Genomic DNA, 16,478 nt, shown 5'->3' on the forward strand with positions numbered 1-16,478 from the left:
AAAGAAAAAAGCAACGGACGAATACGTCTGTTGCCTAGAACGCAGTCCTCCTGATGGTAGCTCTCCGCAAAGCTGCGGCAGTCCCCTGCTTGTTTAGCAGGAGACCAGTACAGCGGCTTCGGCATCCACTGTACTTCGGCAGGCAACCCTTTCCCTTTTTTTCATCGATGCCTTTCTCCAAAAAGGTACTGATGCAACCTGCGCCTCTACACAATCAGAGCTTTGATTAGCTTGAATAGGTTGTTCCGATAAACTAATTACCTTGGAGGATACCACAATCCCGACAGCATGCCAAGAGACAAAAGGCTGATTTTTTCAATGGGGAACAGGAATGTCCAGGCCACTTTTTTCCATGATCAGATGGACGGCCTTGGTCGTTACCGGTGCCCCCCATAAACGATCATCATGATGGGCCATTTTCCCTACATCACCAATTCCGACTACGAGCGGAAAACGGAATCGATTCAAGACATCCACTGTATCCCCGTAGATGCGCAGAGGGCCCTCCGGCAGTTCCACACCCTCCTTGTCTACGCCATGTTGTACGATCCGGCCTTCCCGGTCTAAGGCAACATGAACTGACACCCCGGCCACCTCCGGGCAGTTAGAGGCCACCGCCACCACCCCGAGAACATCGACTTCCGGGTGGCTGACGACGTATTCAAGCGCTTTTTCCCCTTTGCCCTTCCAACGGGATCCGCAGTCATCAAACATGATCAACACAGGATCGTAAGCAGCCGACCGGATCAATTCCACCAATTCTGGCCCTGTCAGCGGCGTTGGATTGCCGGCTGAGGCGGAGATACAACGTCCCCCAATTCGCCTCGCCACTGCTTCCACCGTCTCCTGTGCGACCCGATCCCCATCCGTGATCAAGATCACTTGCCGCTTTGTCACGAATCATCATCCCTTCGGGCGGAAAATCAAGGCGGTGAAGAAGCCAAAGATAATGGCTGCCGAGATACCTGCACTAGTAACCTGGAAAATCCCCGACAAAACACCGATCAAGCCGTGTTCCCTCGACTCCTCTAGAGCTCCGTTAACCAGGGAATTCCCGAAACTGGTAATAGGAACCGAAGCCCCCGCCCCGGCAAATTTGATTAACGGTTCGTACAAACCGAACCCCGCCAAGACGGCACCGACCACCACGAAGGTGCTCAAAATGTGGGCAGGCGTGAGGGGAGTCAAATCCATAAGCAATTGCCCGATGACACAGATCAGACCTCCGACAAGAAAAGCAGTCCAGATAGAACCCATAGTAAGCTTCCTCCTTCAAACAGAAATGTGGATAGTTTAATGCGAAGATAGTACGAGCCACTGAAATAGAGAGCCAGCCACCTTGCCAAAGACCATTGCCATCAACAGGTACAGGATATAACCTTGGAACCGAATTCGCTTGGCTAAAATCGGCAACACGTTGAGTACTTCCGTCAAAGCTGCCGCCAAGAGACCAATAAAGCACCCGCCTATCAACCCGAGAGGGACTGTGCTGATCACAGGCAGGAAACCGACCCATCCCCGAAAATCCACCCAGGTGGAGAAAATCGCCCCTAGAATAAGGGCGTATTCGTAAAGATAGACAAACCTCTTCGTACGACTCATCACCGTCAGGCGGGGGATGAGATCTAGAACCGTGAGAAAGGCGACAAAACCGCTGCCGACAGCCAGACCACCAGCGAGACCAACGAATGCAAGGATGGCATTATTCAGGACCATAGGGATCCTCCCGTCGCTGTTTTGCCTTCTCATGGTCGATGACATACTGGTCTAGATTTTCCTGGTATAGAAAAACCTCCAGTTCCAACGGGCTGGGCTCATCGTTAAATTTTCGCTTGAACAGGTGATTGAAAAAGAGGATCATGCCAAGGCCAATGCCAATAGAATAGGGAATTTGCAGGATGAGAGGGCTTGAGTTTCTCACCCCTGTCATCAGGTAATAAATGCGCTCATGGACATCCTTCATGCTGACATCGGTATGAAAGTTCATAATCGCCAGCCCTGATCCGACAAACAGGATGAGCCAGACCAAGGCGACAGAGAAGGCTGCTGGTACCTTCGGGCGGCTTTTCAGTTCCACGATGGTATGGGACAACCCCACACTTTCGATGTCCAAACTCCCATTCCTCCGGCGAATCACCTCAAGCACATCCATCAACTCCACAACTGCAAGACTTCCCTGATCCCTTCCGAAACGAAAGACCGGAAGATTCTCTAGGGACTCTTCCTCTCCCTCCGCCAGAAGCCGAGCAACATCCTTCACCCGTAAAACCTGGCCGGGGCTGGCATGGACCCGTTTTCGCATCTGAACATAGATCCTCTTTGAAGCCACGGCACACTCCCCCTGACGGGTTTAGTATGTGCGTCCTCTGCCTCTTCCCATACAAAAAAGCACCCCCTGAAGGAGAGTGCCAGATTATTGACAAAGTCTTTCCGTAGGCCGGTTTCCAGCGATGCGCCTGTTGGACCGACCACCTAGCGGAGTGTCCGGAGGCTCCAACCGTTTTGCGGCCACACCCGCTTTTCCTTTGGCCGCTGGTTGGAGCCGGAGGGCACGGAGCGGACAGTCCCCACATCTGCGGGAGGAACATCGGGCGCGGAGTCGGAAATCCGGCCTCGCGTCCCCGTCCGGTTTGTCAGTAGCTTCGCACTCCCTGAAGGAGATGCCTTCTTTTCACTAAGCAGTCCCGTCGTCGATCTCATCGCGAATACGCCGAATGATCTTTTTTTCCAACCGGGAGACTTGAACCTGGGAAATACCAAGTCGATCCGCCACCTCTGATTGTGTCTGATCCTTGAAAAAACGCAAGTAAACGATCAGCCTTTCCCGCTCATTCAATCGGTTGATCGCTTCTTTGAGGGCGATCTTATCGAACCAGGATTCCTCCGATTCATCAGCAATCTGATCCATCAGGGTGATGGGGTCGCCATCGTTTTCATAAACGGTCTCATGGATGGAGGTAGGAGCCCGATTGGCTTCCTGGGCAAAGACGATTTCCTCCGCGGTCACCCCCATCTCCTCGGCCAGTTCGTGGACAGATGGGGAGCGGCCCAGTTTTTTCGTCAGCTCGTCTTTCGACTTTCGAACCCGGTTGGATAGCTCTTTGAGTGATCGGCTCACCTTTACCATCCCGTCGTCACGTAAAAAGCGTTGGATTTCACCGATGATCATCGGAACAGCATAGGTGGAAAATTTCACCTCATAACTGAGATCAAACTTGTCCACTGCTTTCAGGAGACCGATACAACCGATCTGGAAAAGGTCCTCTGCTTCATACCCGCGATTGAGAAAACGTTGAACCACAGACCAGACCAGTCGGATATTATGCTGAACAAGCCGATCTCTTGCAGTGTGGTCACCCTTTTGACTCATTCGGATTAACTTCTTAACCTCTTTGTCGGACAGATGAGGGTGGCGGGAGTTTCGTACATCGGAGTCCATAGCCGCCACCTCAGTTACGAATCGTATGTTGGTGGGTTTTGAGAACCTTGACTAGTCGGACCCGTGTGCCTTTTCCTGCTTGGCTTACAATCTCCACTTCATCCATGAAGTTCTCCATGATGGTAAAACCCATCCCGGAACGCTCCAATTCCGGCTTGGACGTGTACAAAGGTTGTCGGGCTTCCTCTACGTCGTCGATGCCAAGCCCTCTGTCACTAATTTCAATGGAGACCTTTTGCCCTTCAATCTCCGTGCGGATGGTGATGATTCCATCTGTCCGCTCTTCATACCCGTGAATGACGGCATTGGTCACCGCTTCCGATACGACGGTCTTGATGTCTGTCAGCTCTTCCATTGTTGGGTCCAACTGAGAAATAAAAGAGGCCACCGCCACCCTGGCAAACGATTCGTTTTCCGAGCGGCTGGCAAAGGTCAGCTCCATGAAGTTCTTATGTACCCCGTTCATGATGCCACCCCGCAAGCACGGATCGCCGCATCCTCATCCTCATAAAAAGAGAGAATTTTAAACATCCCGGAAAGTTCGAAGAGGCGTCGGATGGAAGGCTGTACCGAGCAAACCCCCATCCGACCGCCTAACTGGGAAACCTGTCGATATCTACCCAGGATGACGCCCAATCCTGAACTGTCCATGAACGAAAGTTCGGATAGGTTGAGGACCAGGTTCGTATCGATCCCTTTCGACAATTCCTCCTCCATCTGTTTACGAACGTCAGAGGCAGTGTGGTGATCCAATTCGCCGGACAGACGGACGATGAGAACATTTCTTCGGCGAGACACATCGACATACAGGCTCATTTCTTTTGTCACCCCTCAGGCATCGGTAGGTTCGTCCTAATGGTTTCTACGGACGGACTGGAGGTTCCTTCTCGTTGACAAAAGAACCAAAAAATCGGGAAGCCCCGCGAGGGACTTCCCGATTTGTCAAACATCAGGATGCATTTTCTTCCGAGGGTTCTGCGTCCTCAGGGAGGAAAAGCATCTTTTTCATGGTTCGTTTGGTAAGGGTCCACCAGTCTGCCCTTGGAATATCTCGGGCTGCCGTTAAATCCATTCGGGCCAGTTCCTTGCCCTCTTTCTCCACCAAGATTCGCCCTAGCACCTGCCCTTTTTTCACCGGTGCCGACAGTTTCGCCCACACCACTCGCCGGGTGTATTGCGAAGGATCGTCCCCTTTTCGAATCAACAGGCTGAACTGGCGGGGCGCACGGATTTGAATCCGGTTTTTCATTCCTTTGTCCACCGTCAGCTGATCAATCCGATCCCCCTGCTTATAGACAACATGATTGGTAAACTGAGTGAAAGCATAATCCAACATGCGAGAGATTTCCCGGTTGCGGGCTTTGACATCGGGCTCCCCCATCACAACAGCGATCACTCTGAAATTCCCTCGCTTCGCCGTCGCAGACAAGCAGTACTTGGCCTCAGCGGTAAACCCGGTCTTGAGCCCGTCCAATCCCTGATAAAATTTCACCAGCCGATTGGTATTGACAAGCCAGAAGGGTTTTTTAGAATCCTTCCGCAGGTAATCTTCGTAGATACGTGTGTATTGGGTGATCTCGGGGTGTTTCATTAACTCCCGCGACATAACGGCAATGTCCCGAGCGCTGCTGTAGTGATCCGATGCAGGTAGACCGTTGGGATTTTGGAACCGCGTTTCCGTCATCCCCAGCTCCTGCGCCCGTTTGTTCATCATTTCTACGAAGGCTTCCTCGGTTCCTGCGATATGCTCCGCCAAGGCGACCGAGGCATCGTTAGCACTACCCACCGCCACTCCTTTCAAGAGATCCCGTAGCTTCATCTTTTCTCCGGGTTCTAGATAAATTTGTGATCCTCCCATAGAAGCCGCATGTTCACTGATACGGACGGTGTCCTCATAGGAAATTTTCTGTGAATCCAACGCCTCCATCAAAAGCAGCATCGTCATGATTTTGGTAATACTTGCCGGAGCCAGCTTCGCCCGACTGTTTTTTTCATATAAAACCGTCCCCGTATCCGAATCGACCAGAATCGCCGACTTGGCCGTCGGGGCCAGCCCCCCTTCTGTCACCTCCGCAGCCCAGGCGGACCGGGGAAGGAGCAGGGTAAAACAGAAGCAGAACAAGAGCGTTCCTACACAGACTCGAGATCGCATACCGCTTCCCTCCAATCTTCGTACCCCTAGTGTGAACGACGCCCAGGAGGATTATTCCAATGGAGGAATCCTTTTTTTAAGTACGCATGAAACAAAAAAAACAGCCGGAATACCGGCTGAATGAAGGAGTGTATGCTCATTCTGTGAACTACTCACCATTGAAATGGTGCGCTTCTTGTTTCATTGAATTAACCGATATCGTCTTCTCCACGAAAGCAACCAGCGTACGCTGCTTTGTAAGTCGTGAACCGCACAAGTTGATCCCATCCAGCGTCCACCATGCTTTTGGCCAGGTGGTGGTTTTTGACTATCCGTTTGATGTTGAAATCTTCAAAAGCGATGAGATCATAATGATCAACGAGATACCGACTGATCTTGTAAGCCGTGTCTTTTCTCTGATTGGCGATGGACTCATGCATCTTCGCAAGGAGAGCGACCGCTTTTCAAAGCTTCTCCACTCCGGTTTCTGTCACAAACGCCCGGATGAGTCGAGGAGGTTCGACGGGAGTTTCAGTAATCGTGATCGCCTGCAGGAAACGCTCCTTCACCCTTTGGGCCTTTGTTGGATCATTGGCATGGAGGACAGCGAGAACATCCCCCGTTTTCACATGATCCCCCGCTTTTTTCCGCAGGACGAGGCCGACGGCGTGGTCAATCGGGGCATCTTTCGTCTCCCGACCAGCGCCCAACTGCATAGCGCAGAGACCGATCTCTCCAGCCTCAAGGGTAGCCAGGGTACCAGAGCGATCCGCTTGCACCTCCACGATATGCTCTGCCTTCGGAAGATAGGCATCCGGGTTCTCTACGGCACGACCGTCTCCTCCCTGGGCTTCGATAAAGCTGCGAAACTTGGCAAGGGCGGTACCGTCTGAAATTTTCTCCTCCAGAAGCCGGCGAGCCTCCTCGGGGGAATCCGCTCCACCACCGAGAACCACCATATGAGTCCCTAGGGTAAGGCAGAGCTCTGTCAGGTCTTTAGGGCCCTGCCCCTTCAGAGTATCGATGGCTTCCTTCACTTCCAGGGCATTGCCGACAGCCAAACCGAGGGGCTGCTCCATATCGCTGATTACCGCGACTGTCTGCCGACCGACTCGGGAACCGATCGCCACCATCGCCTGGGCCAGTTCTACAGCCTTCTCTTCTTCTTTCATAAAGGCTCCCTTGCCCGTTTTGACGTCGAGAACGATCGCATCAGCACCAGCGGCAATCTTTTTACTCATAATAGAGCTGGCGATAAGCGGGATGGAGTCCACTGTCGCCGTCACATCCCTCAAACCGTAAAGCTGTTTATCCGCCGGAGTGAGGTCGCCCGTCTGCCCCATGACGGCCACTCCCAGGTCATTCACTTGGGAAACGAATTCCCCGGTGGTCAAAGAGGTAGAAAATCCAGCAAAAGACTCCAATTTGTCGATCGTCCCGCCCGTATGGCCGAGGCCTCGCCCGGAAAGTTTGGCAACCGGTACCCCAGCCGCCGCCACAAGAGGCCCCAGCACCAGGGTTGTGGTATCCCCCACCCCACCGGTGCTGTGCTTGTCGACTTTTATTCCCCGGATGGAAGACAGATCCACTTCCTCCCCAGAGCGAACCATCTCCATGGTCAGATCCGCCGTCTCTTGTGGACTCATACCGCGGAAGAACACTGCCATCGCCCAGGCAGAAACCTGATAATCAGGGATCTTTCCTTTGGCATAACCCTGAACGAGGTACTGAAGCTCTTCAGTGGAAAGCTCCTTTCCATCCCGTTTTTTCTGGATGATCTCCACCATTTGCATTAGGGCTTCACCTCAGCCAAAATGCCTTTAACCAACTGGATAAACCGGGGGCGAGTCCGATTGGCCACCTCCACCACTTGCTCGTGTGTTAGCGGTTCCAATTCTTCCCCGATAGCCATGTCGGTAATGCAGGAGATTCCCAGCACGCGAATCCCAGCATGGCGGGCAGCAATCACCTCGGGAACCGTTGACATCCCGATCGTGTCCCCGCCGAGTTTGCGCAACATGATCAATTCCGCAGGGGTCAAATAAGCCGGTCCGCTGATACCGGCGTATACCCCCTGCCGAAGCTGGATTCCTTGTTCTTCCGCCACTCGGTGTGCGAGCGTGATCAGTTCCCGGTCGTAAGCTTCCGACATGTCCGGGAACCGGACGCCAAGACGGGAATCGTTAGGACCGATCAGGGGATTGGCCCCGGTCATATTGAGATGGTCCTCGATCAGCATCAGATCCCCGGCCCGGAAATCGGCATTCATGCCCCCGCAGGCGTTCGTAGCAATCAATGTTTTTACCCCAAGGGCTTTCATGACATAGACGGGAAACACGACTTCCTGTTGATCATACCCCTCATAAAAGTGAAACCGACCCTGCATAGCGACCACGATTTTGCCTGATAGGCGTCCGATCACCAGTTGACCGGCATGGCCTTCCACAGTCGATACGGGAAAGTGAGGAATATCGGAATAGGAGATCACGTCTGCATCCTGTATATCGTTAGCCAAATCCCCGAGACCGGATCCTAGGATGAGCCCGATTTCCGGTACATGAGCGGACTTTTGGCGAATCCATTCTTTGGCTTCTTCAATCTGTTCGTAAGTTGTTACCTTTGCCATCCGATGACATCTCCCTTATTCGATGATGAATACCAATTAATTCCTTTGTTTTAGATGGAGAGGATGTCCTTGACAATCCCTTTCACCAGCTTGATGAAACGGGGTTTCACTTCTTCCGCCGTCTCCATCACTTCATCATGGGAAAGAGGTTGGGGCAGGATACCCGCCGCCATATTGGAAATACAGGAGATACCTAGAACACGGATACCAGCGTGCCGGGCGACGGTCACCTCAGGCACGGTGGACATACCGACGGCATCCGCTCCCAGTGTACGGAACATCCGGATTTCAGCTGGAGTCTCATAGGTGGGGCCAGACAAGCCGATGTAGACACCCTCCTTCAGAGGGGCCCCGTCGGCTTCTGCTACCCGTTTAGCCAATTGAGCGTATCCCGTATCATAAGCTTCCGACATGTCGGGAAACCGAACACCCCATTCCGGCTGGTTGGGCCCCATGAGAGGGTTGTCGAACTGGAAGTTGATGTGATCACGGATCAACATCAGATCCCCGGCTTTCAATTGGGTGTTGATACCACCCGCCGCATTGGTGACAACGAGGGCCTCCACCCCCAACTCTTTCATCACCCGAATCGGGAAGGTAACCTCGGCCATGCTGTATCCTTCGTAATAATGAAAGCGCCCCTGCATAGCCACAACGGGTTGCCCTTCCAATTCACCGATCACCAGTTGACCAGCGTGGCCTTCCACAGTAGAAACTGGAAAGTGAGGGATCTCTCCATACGGGATAATATCGGGATTGACAATTTCCTCTGCCAGCACGCCCAATCCAGAACCCAGCACCAGGCCAATCCGCGGGCGGGTCTTGCTTTGTTTTCGAATGACCTCTACAGCCAGGCGGGTTTTCTCTACAACAGATTCCATCTTTTTTTCTCCCCTCATTGTTTCATTTTTAAGTCCGGCAAAAAGCTCGTCCCATGTCTTGGTGCATTCAGGCCGAAATTATCAGCGATCGTGGCCCCCACATCGGAAAACGTTTCGCGGATTCCGAGGGAAACCCCCTCTTCAGATAGGGAAGGGCTCCAAACAAAAAGCGGCACATATTCCCGGGTGTGATCCGTCCCTTTGTAAGTTGGATCATTGCCATGATCAGCGGTGACGATCAAGAGATCTCGTTCCCTGACGGTTTCCAAGATATCCGGCAAACGCCGGTCAAAATCCTCAAGGGCTCGACCGTACCCTTCCGGGTCTCGCCGATGTCCATATTTGGAATCGAAATCGACCAAGTTGATAAAAGCGAGGCCCCGATAATCCTCCTTCAGTACCTGAAGCAGCCGATCCACCCCGTCCATATTGTCCGTCGTCTTCACAGAACGGGTAACCCCCCGTCCAGCGTAAATGTCCGAAATCTTGCCGATTCCGATCGAATCGAGCTTTGCTTCCGCCAGTTGATCCATCACGGTTTCATGGGGCGGGACCACAGAGTAATCCCGTCGGTTGGCGGTACGCTCAAATTGACCCGGCCTGCCGATAAAAGGACGAGCAATCACACGGACAACGGCGAAGCGGTCATCAAGGGTTAACTCCCTAGCTGTTTCGCAGATGCGGTACAGTTCATCCAATGGGACCACATCTTCGTGAGCAGCGATCTGGAACACACTGTCGGCAGAAGTATAAACGATCACATCCCCGGTTTCCATATGTTTTTCGCCCAACTCATCGATAATCGCCGTTCCTGAGGCAGGTTTGTTACCCAGCACACCCCGGCCAATGCGTTGGGAAAAAGCGTCGAGTAACTCCTTGGGAAAACCGTTGGGATACGTTTTAAAAGGTTTTTGCGTATGAACCCCCATCAATTCCCAATGCCCTGTGGTTGTATCCTTGCCGGCGGATACCTCTGCCATCTTACCATAATGGGCACGCGGGGATTTCGCGGCTGGATTGCCCGGGATCGGCTCGATATTGGAAAGGCCGAGGGCAGACAAATTGGGCAGGGAAAGCCCGCGCACCTCAGCGATATGGCCTAGGGTGTGGACACCCTTATCACCAAATGCTTCTGCGTCGGGAAGTGCACCGATTCCGACACTGTCTAGTACAATTAATGCGATCCGTTCAAAGGATTTCATTCAATTCACCTCATCCGTCAGGATACAACAAAAACGCTTCATAAAAAAGGCCGCTTAAGGGCTTCCCTCAGCGGTCAGTTCTCATTCACCCAGCCAATAAAACAGGCGCAGGCGGTCCGTCAGGCTGATTTCCTCCACTCTCACTTCCGGTTTCCCGTAAGGGGCGAATACTTTGACCGCCCCGCCTCTAGGTTCTCCGTATCGGTGGGAGGGTTGTATCCATTGAGAGAAGAGAGCAATCCCCTGATACAGGATGAGGGTCAACACCAGAAAAGCGGTAAGAAATTTCGCCCAGCCCGCCAGCCGTTTCAACGAGATCACCATAAAACCTGTCCTCTCCTGCGGATTTTCTTATCATCCTATGGAAAGGTAGGCCTATTTATGATCCATGGCTCAGCCCAAAATCTCCATGCCGATAACCTCATTCAGGGGCTTATAGGGCAAATTCAGATCCTCCGCTACCGCCTGGTAAGTGACATAACCACCATACACATTCACACCACGGGCAAGGGGACGGCTCTCTCGGAGCGCACCTTCTACCCCCTGGTTGGCGATCTTGACCGCATAAGGAATGGTCACGTTGGTAAGGGCATAGGTGGAGGTACGGGCCACAGCACCTGGGATATTGGCGACGGCATAATGGACGACACCATGTTTCACATAAGTGGGGTCACTGTGGGTAGTAATGCGGTCAATCGTCTCGATGGAGCCCCCCTGATCAATCGCTACATCGACAATCACGGAACCTCGAGACATTTCTTTCACCATCGCTTCCGTAACCAGGCGCGGAGCCCGGTGGCCTGGGATCAAGACGGCTCCGATCAGTAAGTCGGCCTTCTCGGCTGCCCAAGCGATGTGGTAGGGATTGGACATCAGGGTGCGGACTTGCCCATGGAAAATATCATCCAGCTGGCGCAACCGATCCGGGTTCAAATCCAATAACGTCACGTTGGCACCTAGTCCAAGAGCCATCTTCGCGGCATTGGTTCCCACCACACCACCGCCGATGATAACCACATTACCGGGCAGAACCCCAGGCACACCGCCGAGAAGAACCCCCTTCCCACCATACTGACCTTCCAAAAATTGAGCCCCAATCTGGACGGCCATACGACCGGCAACTTCTGACATAGGCGTTAGGAGTGGAAGCGCCCCATTGTCCAATTGCACGGTTTCATAAGCGATCGCTGTCATTTGATTATCCATCAGGGCCCGGGTCAGTTCCGGTTCCGGGGCTAGATGGAGATAAGTAAACAGGTTGAGCCCTTTGCGGAAATACGGGTATTCCTCGGGCTGCGGTTCTTTTACTTTCAGGAGCAGCTCGGAGGAGCCCCAAACATCTTCGGCCCGGTCCACCAATTTGGCTCCATTGGCTGAAAGCGCTTCATCGGAAAAGCCGGAACCTTCCCCGGCTCCTTTTTCCACCAGCACTTCGTGACCTGCCCCCACCAGGGCGTCCACCCCCGCCGGTGTGATCGCTACCCGGTTCTCGTTGTTTTTTATCTCCTTGGGCACACCGATAATCATGTATTCCCCTCCTTTTCCATCCTATATCATACCACTTGTCAACCTATCTTCATACGAGCCCAATAAAAAACGTAAGACCCTCCGAGGGCCTTACGTCACTTTGGAACCAACCAATTTCTTGGGATCTTTGACTTGATCTTTACACCGGTGACAGATCCCGTGAAAGGTCAACCGGTGGTCGATAATCTGAAAGTCAAATTCTCTTTCCACCCGATGTTCAATCGGTCCAAGCCAATCATCCGTTATTTCATCCACGGCACCGCAATGGAGACAGATTAAGTGATGGTGATGGTGTTCAGCATCCTCGGCGCGAAACTCATACCGGGTCACACCGTCCCCGAAATTGAGTTTATGGATGATCTGGAGATCACTCAGCAATTCAAGAGTCCGATAAACGGTCGCAAGGCCGATCTCGGGTGCTTTTTCCTTCACCAACAGGTAGACATCCTCCGCGCTGAGATGATCCTGTTCATTTTCAAGCAGAACGCGGACAGTCGCTTCCCGTTGGGGGGTCAGTTTATAACTATGGGCAGACAGTTGCTGCTTAATTTGCTTGACTCTCTCTTCCATCGCCATCCCCCCTGCCGCTCTGATCTCATTATATGGGAGGAAAATAGGGGAAGTCAATCTAATTGATAAATGGTCTCATCTTGGATTGATTTTAATTAGGCAAAGCCATCCGCATCAACACCGGTGAAACATAGGCCTCAAACATGGAAGCTAATACCAGAACACAAGCCAACGAGGTCACCAGCACCGAATAGGAAAGAAATTGCGGATAGATGGAACCTCGGCGTTGGATGAGGCGGTTTTTGGTCAGTAGGATGGAAAAACCGATGCCGCTCACCGCCACGATGATCAAAACAGGAACCACCAATAGGTTATGAGGGACCACAGAGACGAAAGCAAAGGAAAGCCCTTCCCAAGAAAGTTGGCTCACCAGGAATCCAACGGTAAATCCGATTACCATCCCCTTCAGAAACATGAGTAACAATATAAAAGGCATTCCAACGACCGATACACCTAGGAGCCACATCAGACCGATCGTTTTAAAATGATCGCCTAGGGAATGTTGGAACGCAACTCGGGGATCCGCAACCGATTTCCCCTCCATCCCCTGGAAAAAATGTCCCAGATAGTCGAGAAGGTTTTCCTTCTGGATCGGTGACAGGGTGTTGACAATCACTGCTCCGAAAATGACTCCCATCATAAACAGGACTGTCACAAAAAGATAGAGTGACATTTGATTTTGCATATGGAGATGGACCGTTTGGCTCCATCGGTTTCGCTTCGCCTTCATCGGTATCGCCTTCATCCTCTTTGTCCCCTCCTTCTCTTTCTTTCTATTTCTATGAAGGAAAGAGAGGAAATAGACGAGGGTTCCCCCGATTGGTGACGAGCATTCTTTACCGGGTTTTCACCCGGCCATAAGTTCCTCCACCTCCCTCTTCAAAAGTGAGACGACGCTCCCGAGCGAGGCCGATATGATAGGCGATTTCCTTGCCAATAACGGATTCGATCTCCTCCAAAGGGGCCCGGTGGAGGATTTCCATCTCCGTGCCAAAGCGATCAAGGAGCTTGTTTAATGTTTTTGGCCCCAGCTTAGGGATAAATTCCAGAGGGACCTGACAGACATAAGGAGGCCGGTGGACAGGTGCCTTGGATGGGCTGTCGGCAATCTCACTGATTCGATCCGACACCCCTTTGATAATCTTGAGACTCCCGCAATAAGAGCAACGTCTCTCCCCCGAAGGGAGTAATTCATCGCAATTGGCACAACGGGTCCGATGGTACTTCCCCAGTTTGGGATCCAATCCGTAATTAGCGACGACCCGACGGCCTTCTTCTCGGAAGAGAGCCTTTTCCAATTCTTCAAAGCTCGCCTCCTCCATGACCAGCTCATTGTACTCCCTGGCTATCTTGGGTAGGGAATGGGCGTCGGAATTGGACAGAAAAGAGAAGCGGGACAATTCCCGAATTCGGTCGGCCATGGAGGAATCCGCCGACAGACCCAGTTCCACCCCTGCCAGCCTGTCCAAGTGAAAAAGATCAGCCATCCGGTTAGCGGCGCTCCCGTAAACACTTTTAAAGGGCGTAAAGACGTGGGCGGGGATAAGGAGTCCCCCATGCTCCGCCACGCTTTCTTCCAAACGGAAAATTTCCCCGTGGAAACGCTGGGTAGAAAGTTGCATATTGCGGATATGACGGGAGAGGAAAACACAAAATCCCTTCATGGATGCCAAATCGGGAAAGTAGGCCAATACATGGGCGGCTCCCCGGCCCGGCTCCCTTACCTCAATCTCCACGCCGAGAATCGCGGTGGTCTCTCCATACCGTAGCCCGCCCCCCGGTATCTCTAGATAACGGCCAGTGGCGATATTCGCTTCAATTTCCTTCTGAACCGGGGGAGAGTGGGCGTCAATGATACCGATCATATCGATCCCTTTCCGATGGGCTGCCTCCCGCAGAATGTTGTCGAAGGTAAGATTGCGCGCCCCGGTGATCTTGACGGGCAGTCCACCTTCCGTCCGACCGATATGAATGTGTAGATCCGCAAAGAAGCGATAACGGCTCACTTTTCGGTCAACACCCGGTTGTGCCAGATATAGAGAGCAGCCACCGTCTTGGCATCGGCGATTTCTCCCGATTCCATCGCTTGAAAGGCTTCTTCCAGGGTGAGTTCCACTCGCTCCACAAACTCGTCGCTGTCCGGGTTTGCCTCTCCCTCGGAAAGGCCTGTCGCTTCATACAGATGAAGAAGCTCGTCGGCAAAACCTGGTGAGGTGTAAAAAGAAACGATCGGTTTCAGGTTTTGTGCCCGGTAGCCTGTCTCCTCTTCAAGCTCTCGAGCAGCACACTCCTTCGGATCCTCACCGGGCTCCAATTTACCCGCGGGAATCTCCAGGATTTCCTTATCCAGAGGTTTTCGATACTGGCGGACAAACACCATTTTCCCCTCTTTCGTAACGGCCATCACGGAGACGGCTCCTGTATGCTTTACCAATTCCCGGGTGGATGTTTTCCCATTGGGCAAGCGAACCTCGTCCAATTGAACGCGGATGACCCGCCCCTCAAAGATGGTCTCGCTTCGGATCGTCTGTTCTTTTAGTCGACTCATGGTGATCCTTCCTTCCTAATTCAATCAATGCCGGGACAGGTCTCCATTCCCCGCCACGACTTCGGGAGATTAAAAAAACCGCGGGGGAAACCCGCGTCGAATGCTGTTCATCTACAACCAGACAGTTCCATTATACCGGATACGAACCCCCGATGCGAAATCCATGGCCAGGTATAGAACCTACCTCTTTTCGATAGGATGAAAGTAACAGACTGGCAGACAGGAGGATGGCAGATGAAAATGGAAACAAGGGAAAAACAACTCTGTATCATCGGCAAAGGATGGCAAGTGAGGGCGGCACTCCGGCAACTGGCTAAGCATCCCCTGACATTAGACGAGTGGTTGCGTCGTCGGAACTCGAGCCTTCACCCATAAAACGCCACAGACGGTAGGCGGCTTCCGCCGCCCCGCAAATCGTACGGAAAAAAAGGGGATCCTCTTCCAGGCACCTTCCCATGGTCTTCACCGGCTCCGGCAATAAGCGGAGCCGGTTTTTCGTTTCCCCAGTGGAAATTGAAACGGGAAGCCATCGATGTTCCACGAAACATGTACGGGCCATTTCCTCTACAGTAACCTTGAGACTTTCCGGTTCGGAGGGGTAAGGAACCACAGCAGGAGCCAGGGCAACGGAGCCCAGATTAGTCTCTGTATGGTGACTGACACCCCGGTGCCGCCCCCTCGAATCCGTCTCCTGTAGACGAGGGATGAAAACGGGGATCCCTCCAAGGCTGTGTACAGCATTGACCGCCTGCCCCTGCTCAATCCCGCTGAACCCGTAGAGGGTCCCTGTACCGACGATCCCCGGTCCCATCGAGACGAAGATCAAATCCGCCCGAAGAACATGACGAGCCAGTAAAAGAGCGGAATAGAGATTGACCGCTTCCAATCCGCCCCCGAAAGCGTTTCCCGCCGTCACCGTCCCATCGAGAAACCCGTTCTTTTCGAGGTTTTGAACATGGCGGCTAAAGGCGATGGGAAGCGCACCACCATCCGTCATCACATAAACGACGCGCGGTTGTTCATGCCCCTTCTCCCCAAGAAAACGCCAGGTAGCCGCGGCAGTAGGAAGCATACTGTGCAACTCCCCTAACAAAACAGGGGTTCCTTCTAGTGAGCATGCTTCCCTCATTCGTTCATGGTAAGGACTTCTCTCTTCTTCTCCGGTGAGGACAGCCATTTGCAAAGGTGTGTAACGCAGTTTCATAATGTGTCCCGAAGGAGTAGGCGAATAGGGAGGACGGAACAGCCATCCTGCTGTAAAATGGACTCCCCCGGTCCCGAGACCGAGTCGCACCGCTGTCACATTGAGCCAAACGGCGTCACCCACCTTCGCCTTACCCAGCAGGGGAGGGTAATGAATCGCCCTCCGCCTGCAACCGGTTCCCTCCTCTTCCACCAAGAGCCGTTGTATCGTTTCCCCGTCCTCCAGTATCGTGACCACGGTTCCCTCCGTCCATTCAATCACACGGCACCCCTCCTCTGCTATAGGAGGAAGTATGCCCGCGGCGGATCGTTTATGCTGAAAAAAGGACAGCTTTTGGGCTGTCCTTATCC

At 52.8% G+C, this 16,478-nt stretch carries 21 protein-coding genes and 1 riboswitch; of the genes, 1 reads left to right on the top strand and 20 read right to left on the bottom strand.

Going from position 1 to position 16,478, the window contains the following annotated elements; genetic code table 11:
• Positions 1-49: 49 nt before the first annotated feature.
• A riboswitch (Lysine riboswitch) is annotated at positions 50-217 on the bottom strand.
• Positions 218-315: 98 nt separating this feature from the next.
• The 19 genes from ACFOUO_RS15130 to ACFOUO_RS15220 all read right to left on the bottom strand — a co-directional run bounded on the left by ACFOUO_RS15130 (position 316) and on the right by ACFOUO_RS15220 (position 14,924).
• The gene (locus ACFOUO_RS15130; RefSeq protein ID WP_380705979.1) at positions 316-897 is read right to left on the bottom strand and encodes a stage V sporulation protein AE; all 582 of its coding nucleotides are present in this window, start codon (positions 895-897) and stop codon (positions 316-318) included.
• Between the two features lie 6 nt (positions 898-903).
• Complete coding sequence (gene spoVAE, locus ACFOUO_RS15135) at positions 904-1,257, bottom strand: stage V sporulation protein AE (RefSeq protein WP_380705980.1); 354 nt, start codon at positions 1,255-1,257, stop codon at positions 904-906.
• Between the two features lie 36 nt (positions 1,258-1,293).
• Positions 1,294-1,716: a stage V sporulation protein AB gene (locus ACFOUO_RS15140; RefSeq protein ID WP_380705981.1), complete on the bottom strand. Its 423-nt coding sequence runs from the start codon at positions 1,714-1,716 to the stop codon at positions 1,294-1,296.
• Entirely contained in the window at positions 1,703-2,329 is a 627-nt protein-coding gene (locus tag ACFOUO_RS15145; protein ID WP_380705982.1) for a stage V sporulation protein AA, read from the bottom strand. Before ACFOUO_RS15145 ends, ACFOUO_RS15140 begins: the two co-directional genes overlap by 14 nt.
• 345 nt (positions 2,330-2,674) lie before the next feature.
• Complete coding sequence (gene sigF / locus ACFOUO_RS15150) at positions 2,675-3,439, bottom strand: RNA polymerase sporulation sigma factor SigF (RefSeq protein WP_380705983.1); 765 nt, start codon at positions 3,437-3,439, stop codon at positions 2,675-2,677.
• A gap of 10 nt (positions 3,440-3,449) precedes the next feature.
• Positions 3,450-3,905 carry an anti-sigma F factor gene (gene spoIIAB / locus ACFOUO_RS15155; RefSeq protein ID WP_380705984.1) on the bottom strand — a complete coding sequence of 152 codons (456 nt, stop codon included), beginning with the start codon at positions 3,903-3,905 and terminating at the stop codon, positions 3,450-3,452.
• Entirely contained in the window at positions 3,902-4,255 is a 354-nt protein-coding gene (spoIIAA, locus tag ACFOUO_RS15160) for an anti-sigma F factor antagonist (protein ID WP_380705985.1), read from the bottom strand. The genes spoIIAB and spoIIAA overlap by 4 nt, the downstream gene beginning before the upstream one ends.
• Before the next feature lie 133 nt (positions 4,256-4,388).
• Positions 4,389-5,591, bottom strand: a complete 1,203-nt coding sequence (locus tag ACFOUO_RS15165; RefSeq protein WP_380705986.1) for a D-alanyl-D-alanine carboxypeptidase family protein — start codon at positions 5,589-5,591, stop codon at positions 4,389-4,391.
• 188 nt (positions 5,592-5,779) lie between these two features.
• On the bottom strand, positions 5,780-6,010 hold the full coding sequence (locus ACFOUO_RS15170) for a hypothetical protein (RefSeq protein WP_380705987.1): 231 nt from the start codon (positions 6,008-6,010) through the stop codon (positions 5,780-5,782).
• Positions 6,011-6,034: 24 nt separating this feature from the next.
• Entirely contained in the window at positions 6,035-7,363 is a 1,329-nt protein-coding gene (locus tag ACFOUO_RS15175) for a pyrimidine-nucleoside phosphorylase (RefSeq protein ID WP_380705988.1), read from the bottom strand.
• Positions 7,363-8,196, bottom strand: coding sequence for a purine-nucleoside phosphorylase (locus ACFOUO_RS15180; RefSeq protein ID WP_380705989.1), 834 nt, complete (start codon positions 8,194-8,196; stop codon positions 7,363-7,365). Before ACFOUO_RS15180 ends, ACFOUO_RS15175 begins: the two co-directional genes overlap by 1 nt.
• 50 nt (positions 8,197-8,246) lie before the next feature.
• The gene (locus tag ACFOUO_RS15185; RefSeq protein WP_380705990.1) at positions 8,247-9,077 is read right to left on the bottom strand and encodes a purine-nucleoside phosphorylase; all 831 of its coding nucleotides are present in this window, start codon (positions 9,075-9,077) and stop codon (positions 8,247-8,249) included.
• A gap of 14 nt (positions 9,078-9,091) precedes the next feature.
• Positions 9,092-10,279 carry a phosphopentomutase gene (locus ACFOUO_RS15190; protein WP_380705991.1) on the bottom strand — a complete coding sequence of 396 codons (1,188 nt, stop codon included), beginning with the start codon at positions 10,277-10,279 and terminating at the stop codon, positions 9,092-9,094.
• A gap of 81 nt (positions 10,280-10,360) precedes the next feature.
• Complete coding sequence (locus tag ACFOUO_RS15195) at positions 10,361-10,603, bottom strand: DUF4227 family protein (RefSeq protein ID WP_380705992.1); 243 nt, start codon at positions 10,601-10,603, stop codon at positions 10,361-10,363.
• A gap of 69 nt (positions 10,604-10,672) precedes the next feature.
• Positions 10,673-11,806 carry an alanine dehydrogenase gene (ald, locus tag ACFOUO_RS15200; RefSeq protein WP_380705993.1) on the bottom strand — a complete coding sequence of 378 codons (1,134 nt, stop codon included), beginning with the start codon at positions 11,804-11,806 and terminating at the stop codon, positions 10,673-10,675.
• Positions 11,807-11,896: 90 nt separating this feature from the next.
• A complete protein-coding gene (fur, locus tag ACFOUO_RS15205; RefSeq protein WP_380705994.1) occupies positions 11,897-12,376 on the bottom strand; it encodes a ferric iron uptake transcriptional regulator in 480 nt (159 codons plus the stop codon).
• A 91-nt stretch (positions 12,377-12,467) separates the two neighbouring features.
• Positions 12,468-13,121 (bottom strand): stage II sporulation protein M, encoded by a 654-nt coding sequence (gene spoIIM, locus ACFOUO_RS15210; protein ID WP_380705995.1) that lies wholly within the window; start codon positions 13,119-13,121, stop codon positions 12,468-12,470.
• Positions 13,122-13,212: 91 nt separating this feature from the next.
• A complete protein-coding gene (locus ACFOUO_RS15215) occupies positions 13,213-14,382 on the bottom strand; it encodes an endonuclease Q family protein (protein ID WP_380705996.1) in 1,170 nt (389 codons plus the stop codon).
• Positions 14,379-14,924 carry an NUDIX hydrolase gene (locus ACFOUO_RS15220; protein WP_380705997.1) on the bottom strand — a complete coding sequence of 182 codons (546 nt, stop codon included), beginning with the start codon at positions 14,922-14,924 and terminating at the stop codon, positions 14,379-14,381. The genes ACFOUO_RS15215 and ACFOUO_RS15220 overlap by 4 nt, the downstream gene beginning before the upstream one ends.
• Positions 14,925-15,164: 240 nt before the next feature.
• On the opposite strand from ACFOUO_RS15220, the gene mciZ reads away from it, so the two are divergent.
• The gene (gene mciZ / locus ACFOUO_RS15225; RefSeq protein WP_380706265.1) at positions 15,165-15,299 is read left to right on the top strand and encodes a Z-ring formation inhibitor MciZ; all 135 of its coding nucleotides are present in this window, start codon (positions 15,165-15,167) and stop codon (positions 15,297-15,299) included.
• Here the strand turns inward: mciZ and ACFOUO_RS15230 are convergent.
• Positions 15,238-16,389: a DUF3866 family protein gene (locus ACFOUO_RS15230; RefSeq protein WP_380705998.1), complete on the bottom strand. Its 1,152-nt coding sequence runs from the start codon at positions 16,387-16,389 to the stop codon at positions 15,238-15,240. The two genes, mciZ and ACFOUO_RS15230, sit on opposite strands and share 62 nt — an antisense overlap.
• Positions 16,390-16,478 lie beyond the last annotated feature (89 nt).

Origin of the sequence: Salinithrix halophila (assembly GCF_042650125.1) — a bacterium.
Classification (GTDB): domain Bacteria; phylum Bacillota; class Bacilli; order Thermoactinomycetales; family DSM-45169; genus Salinithrix; species Salinithrix halophila.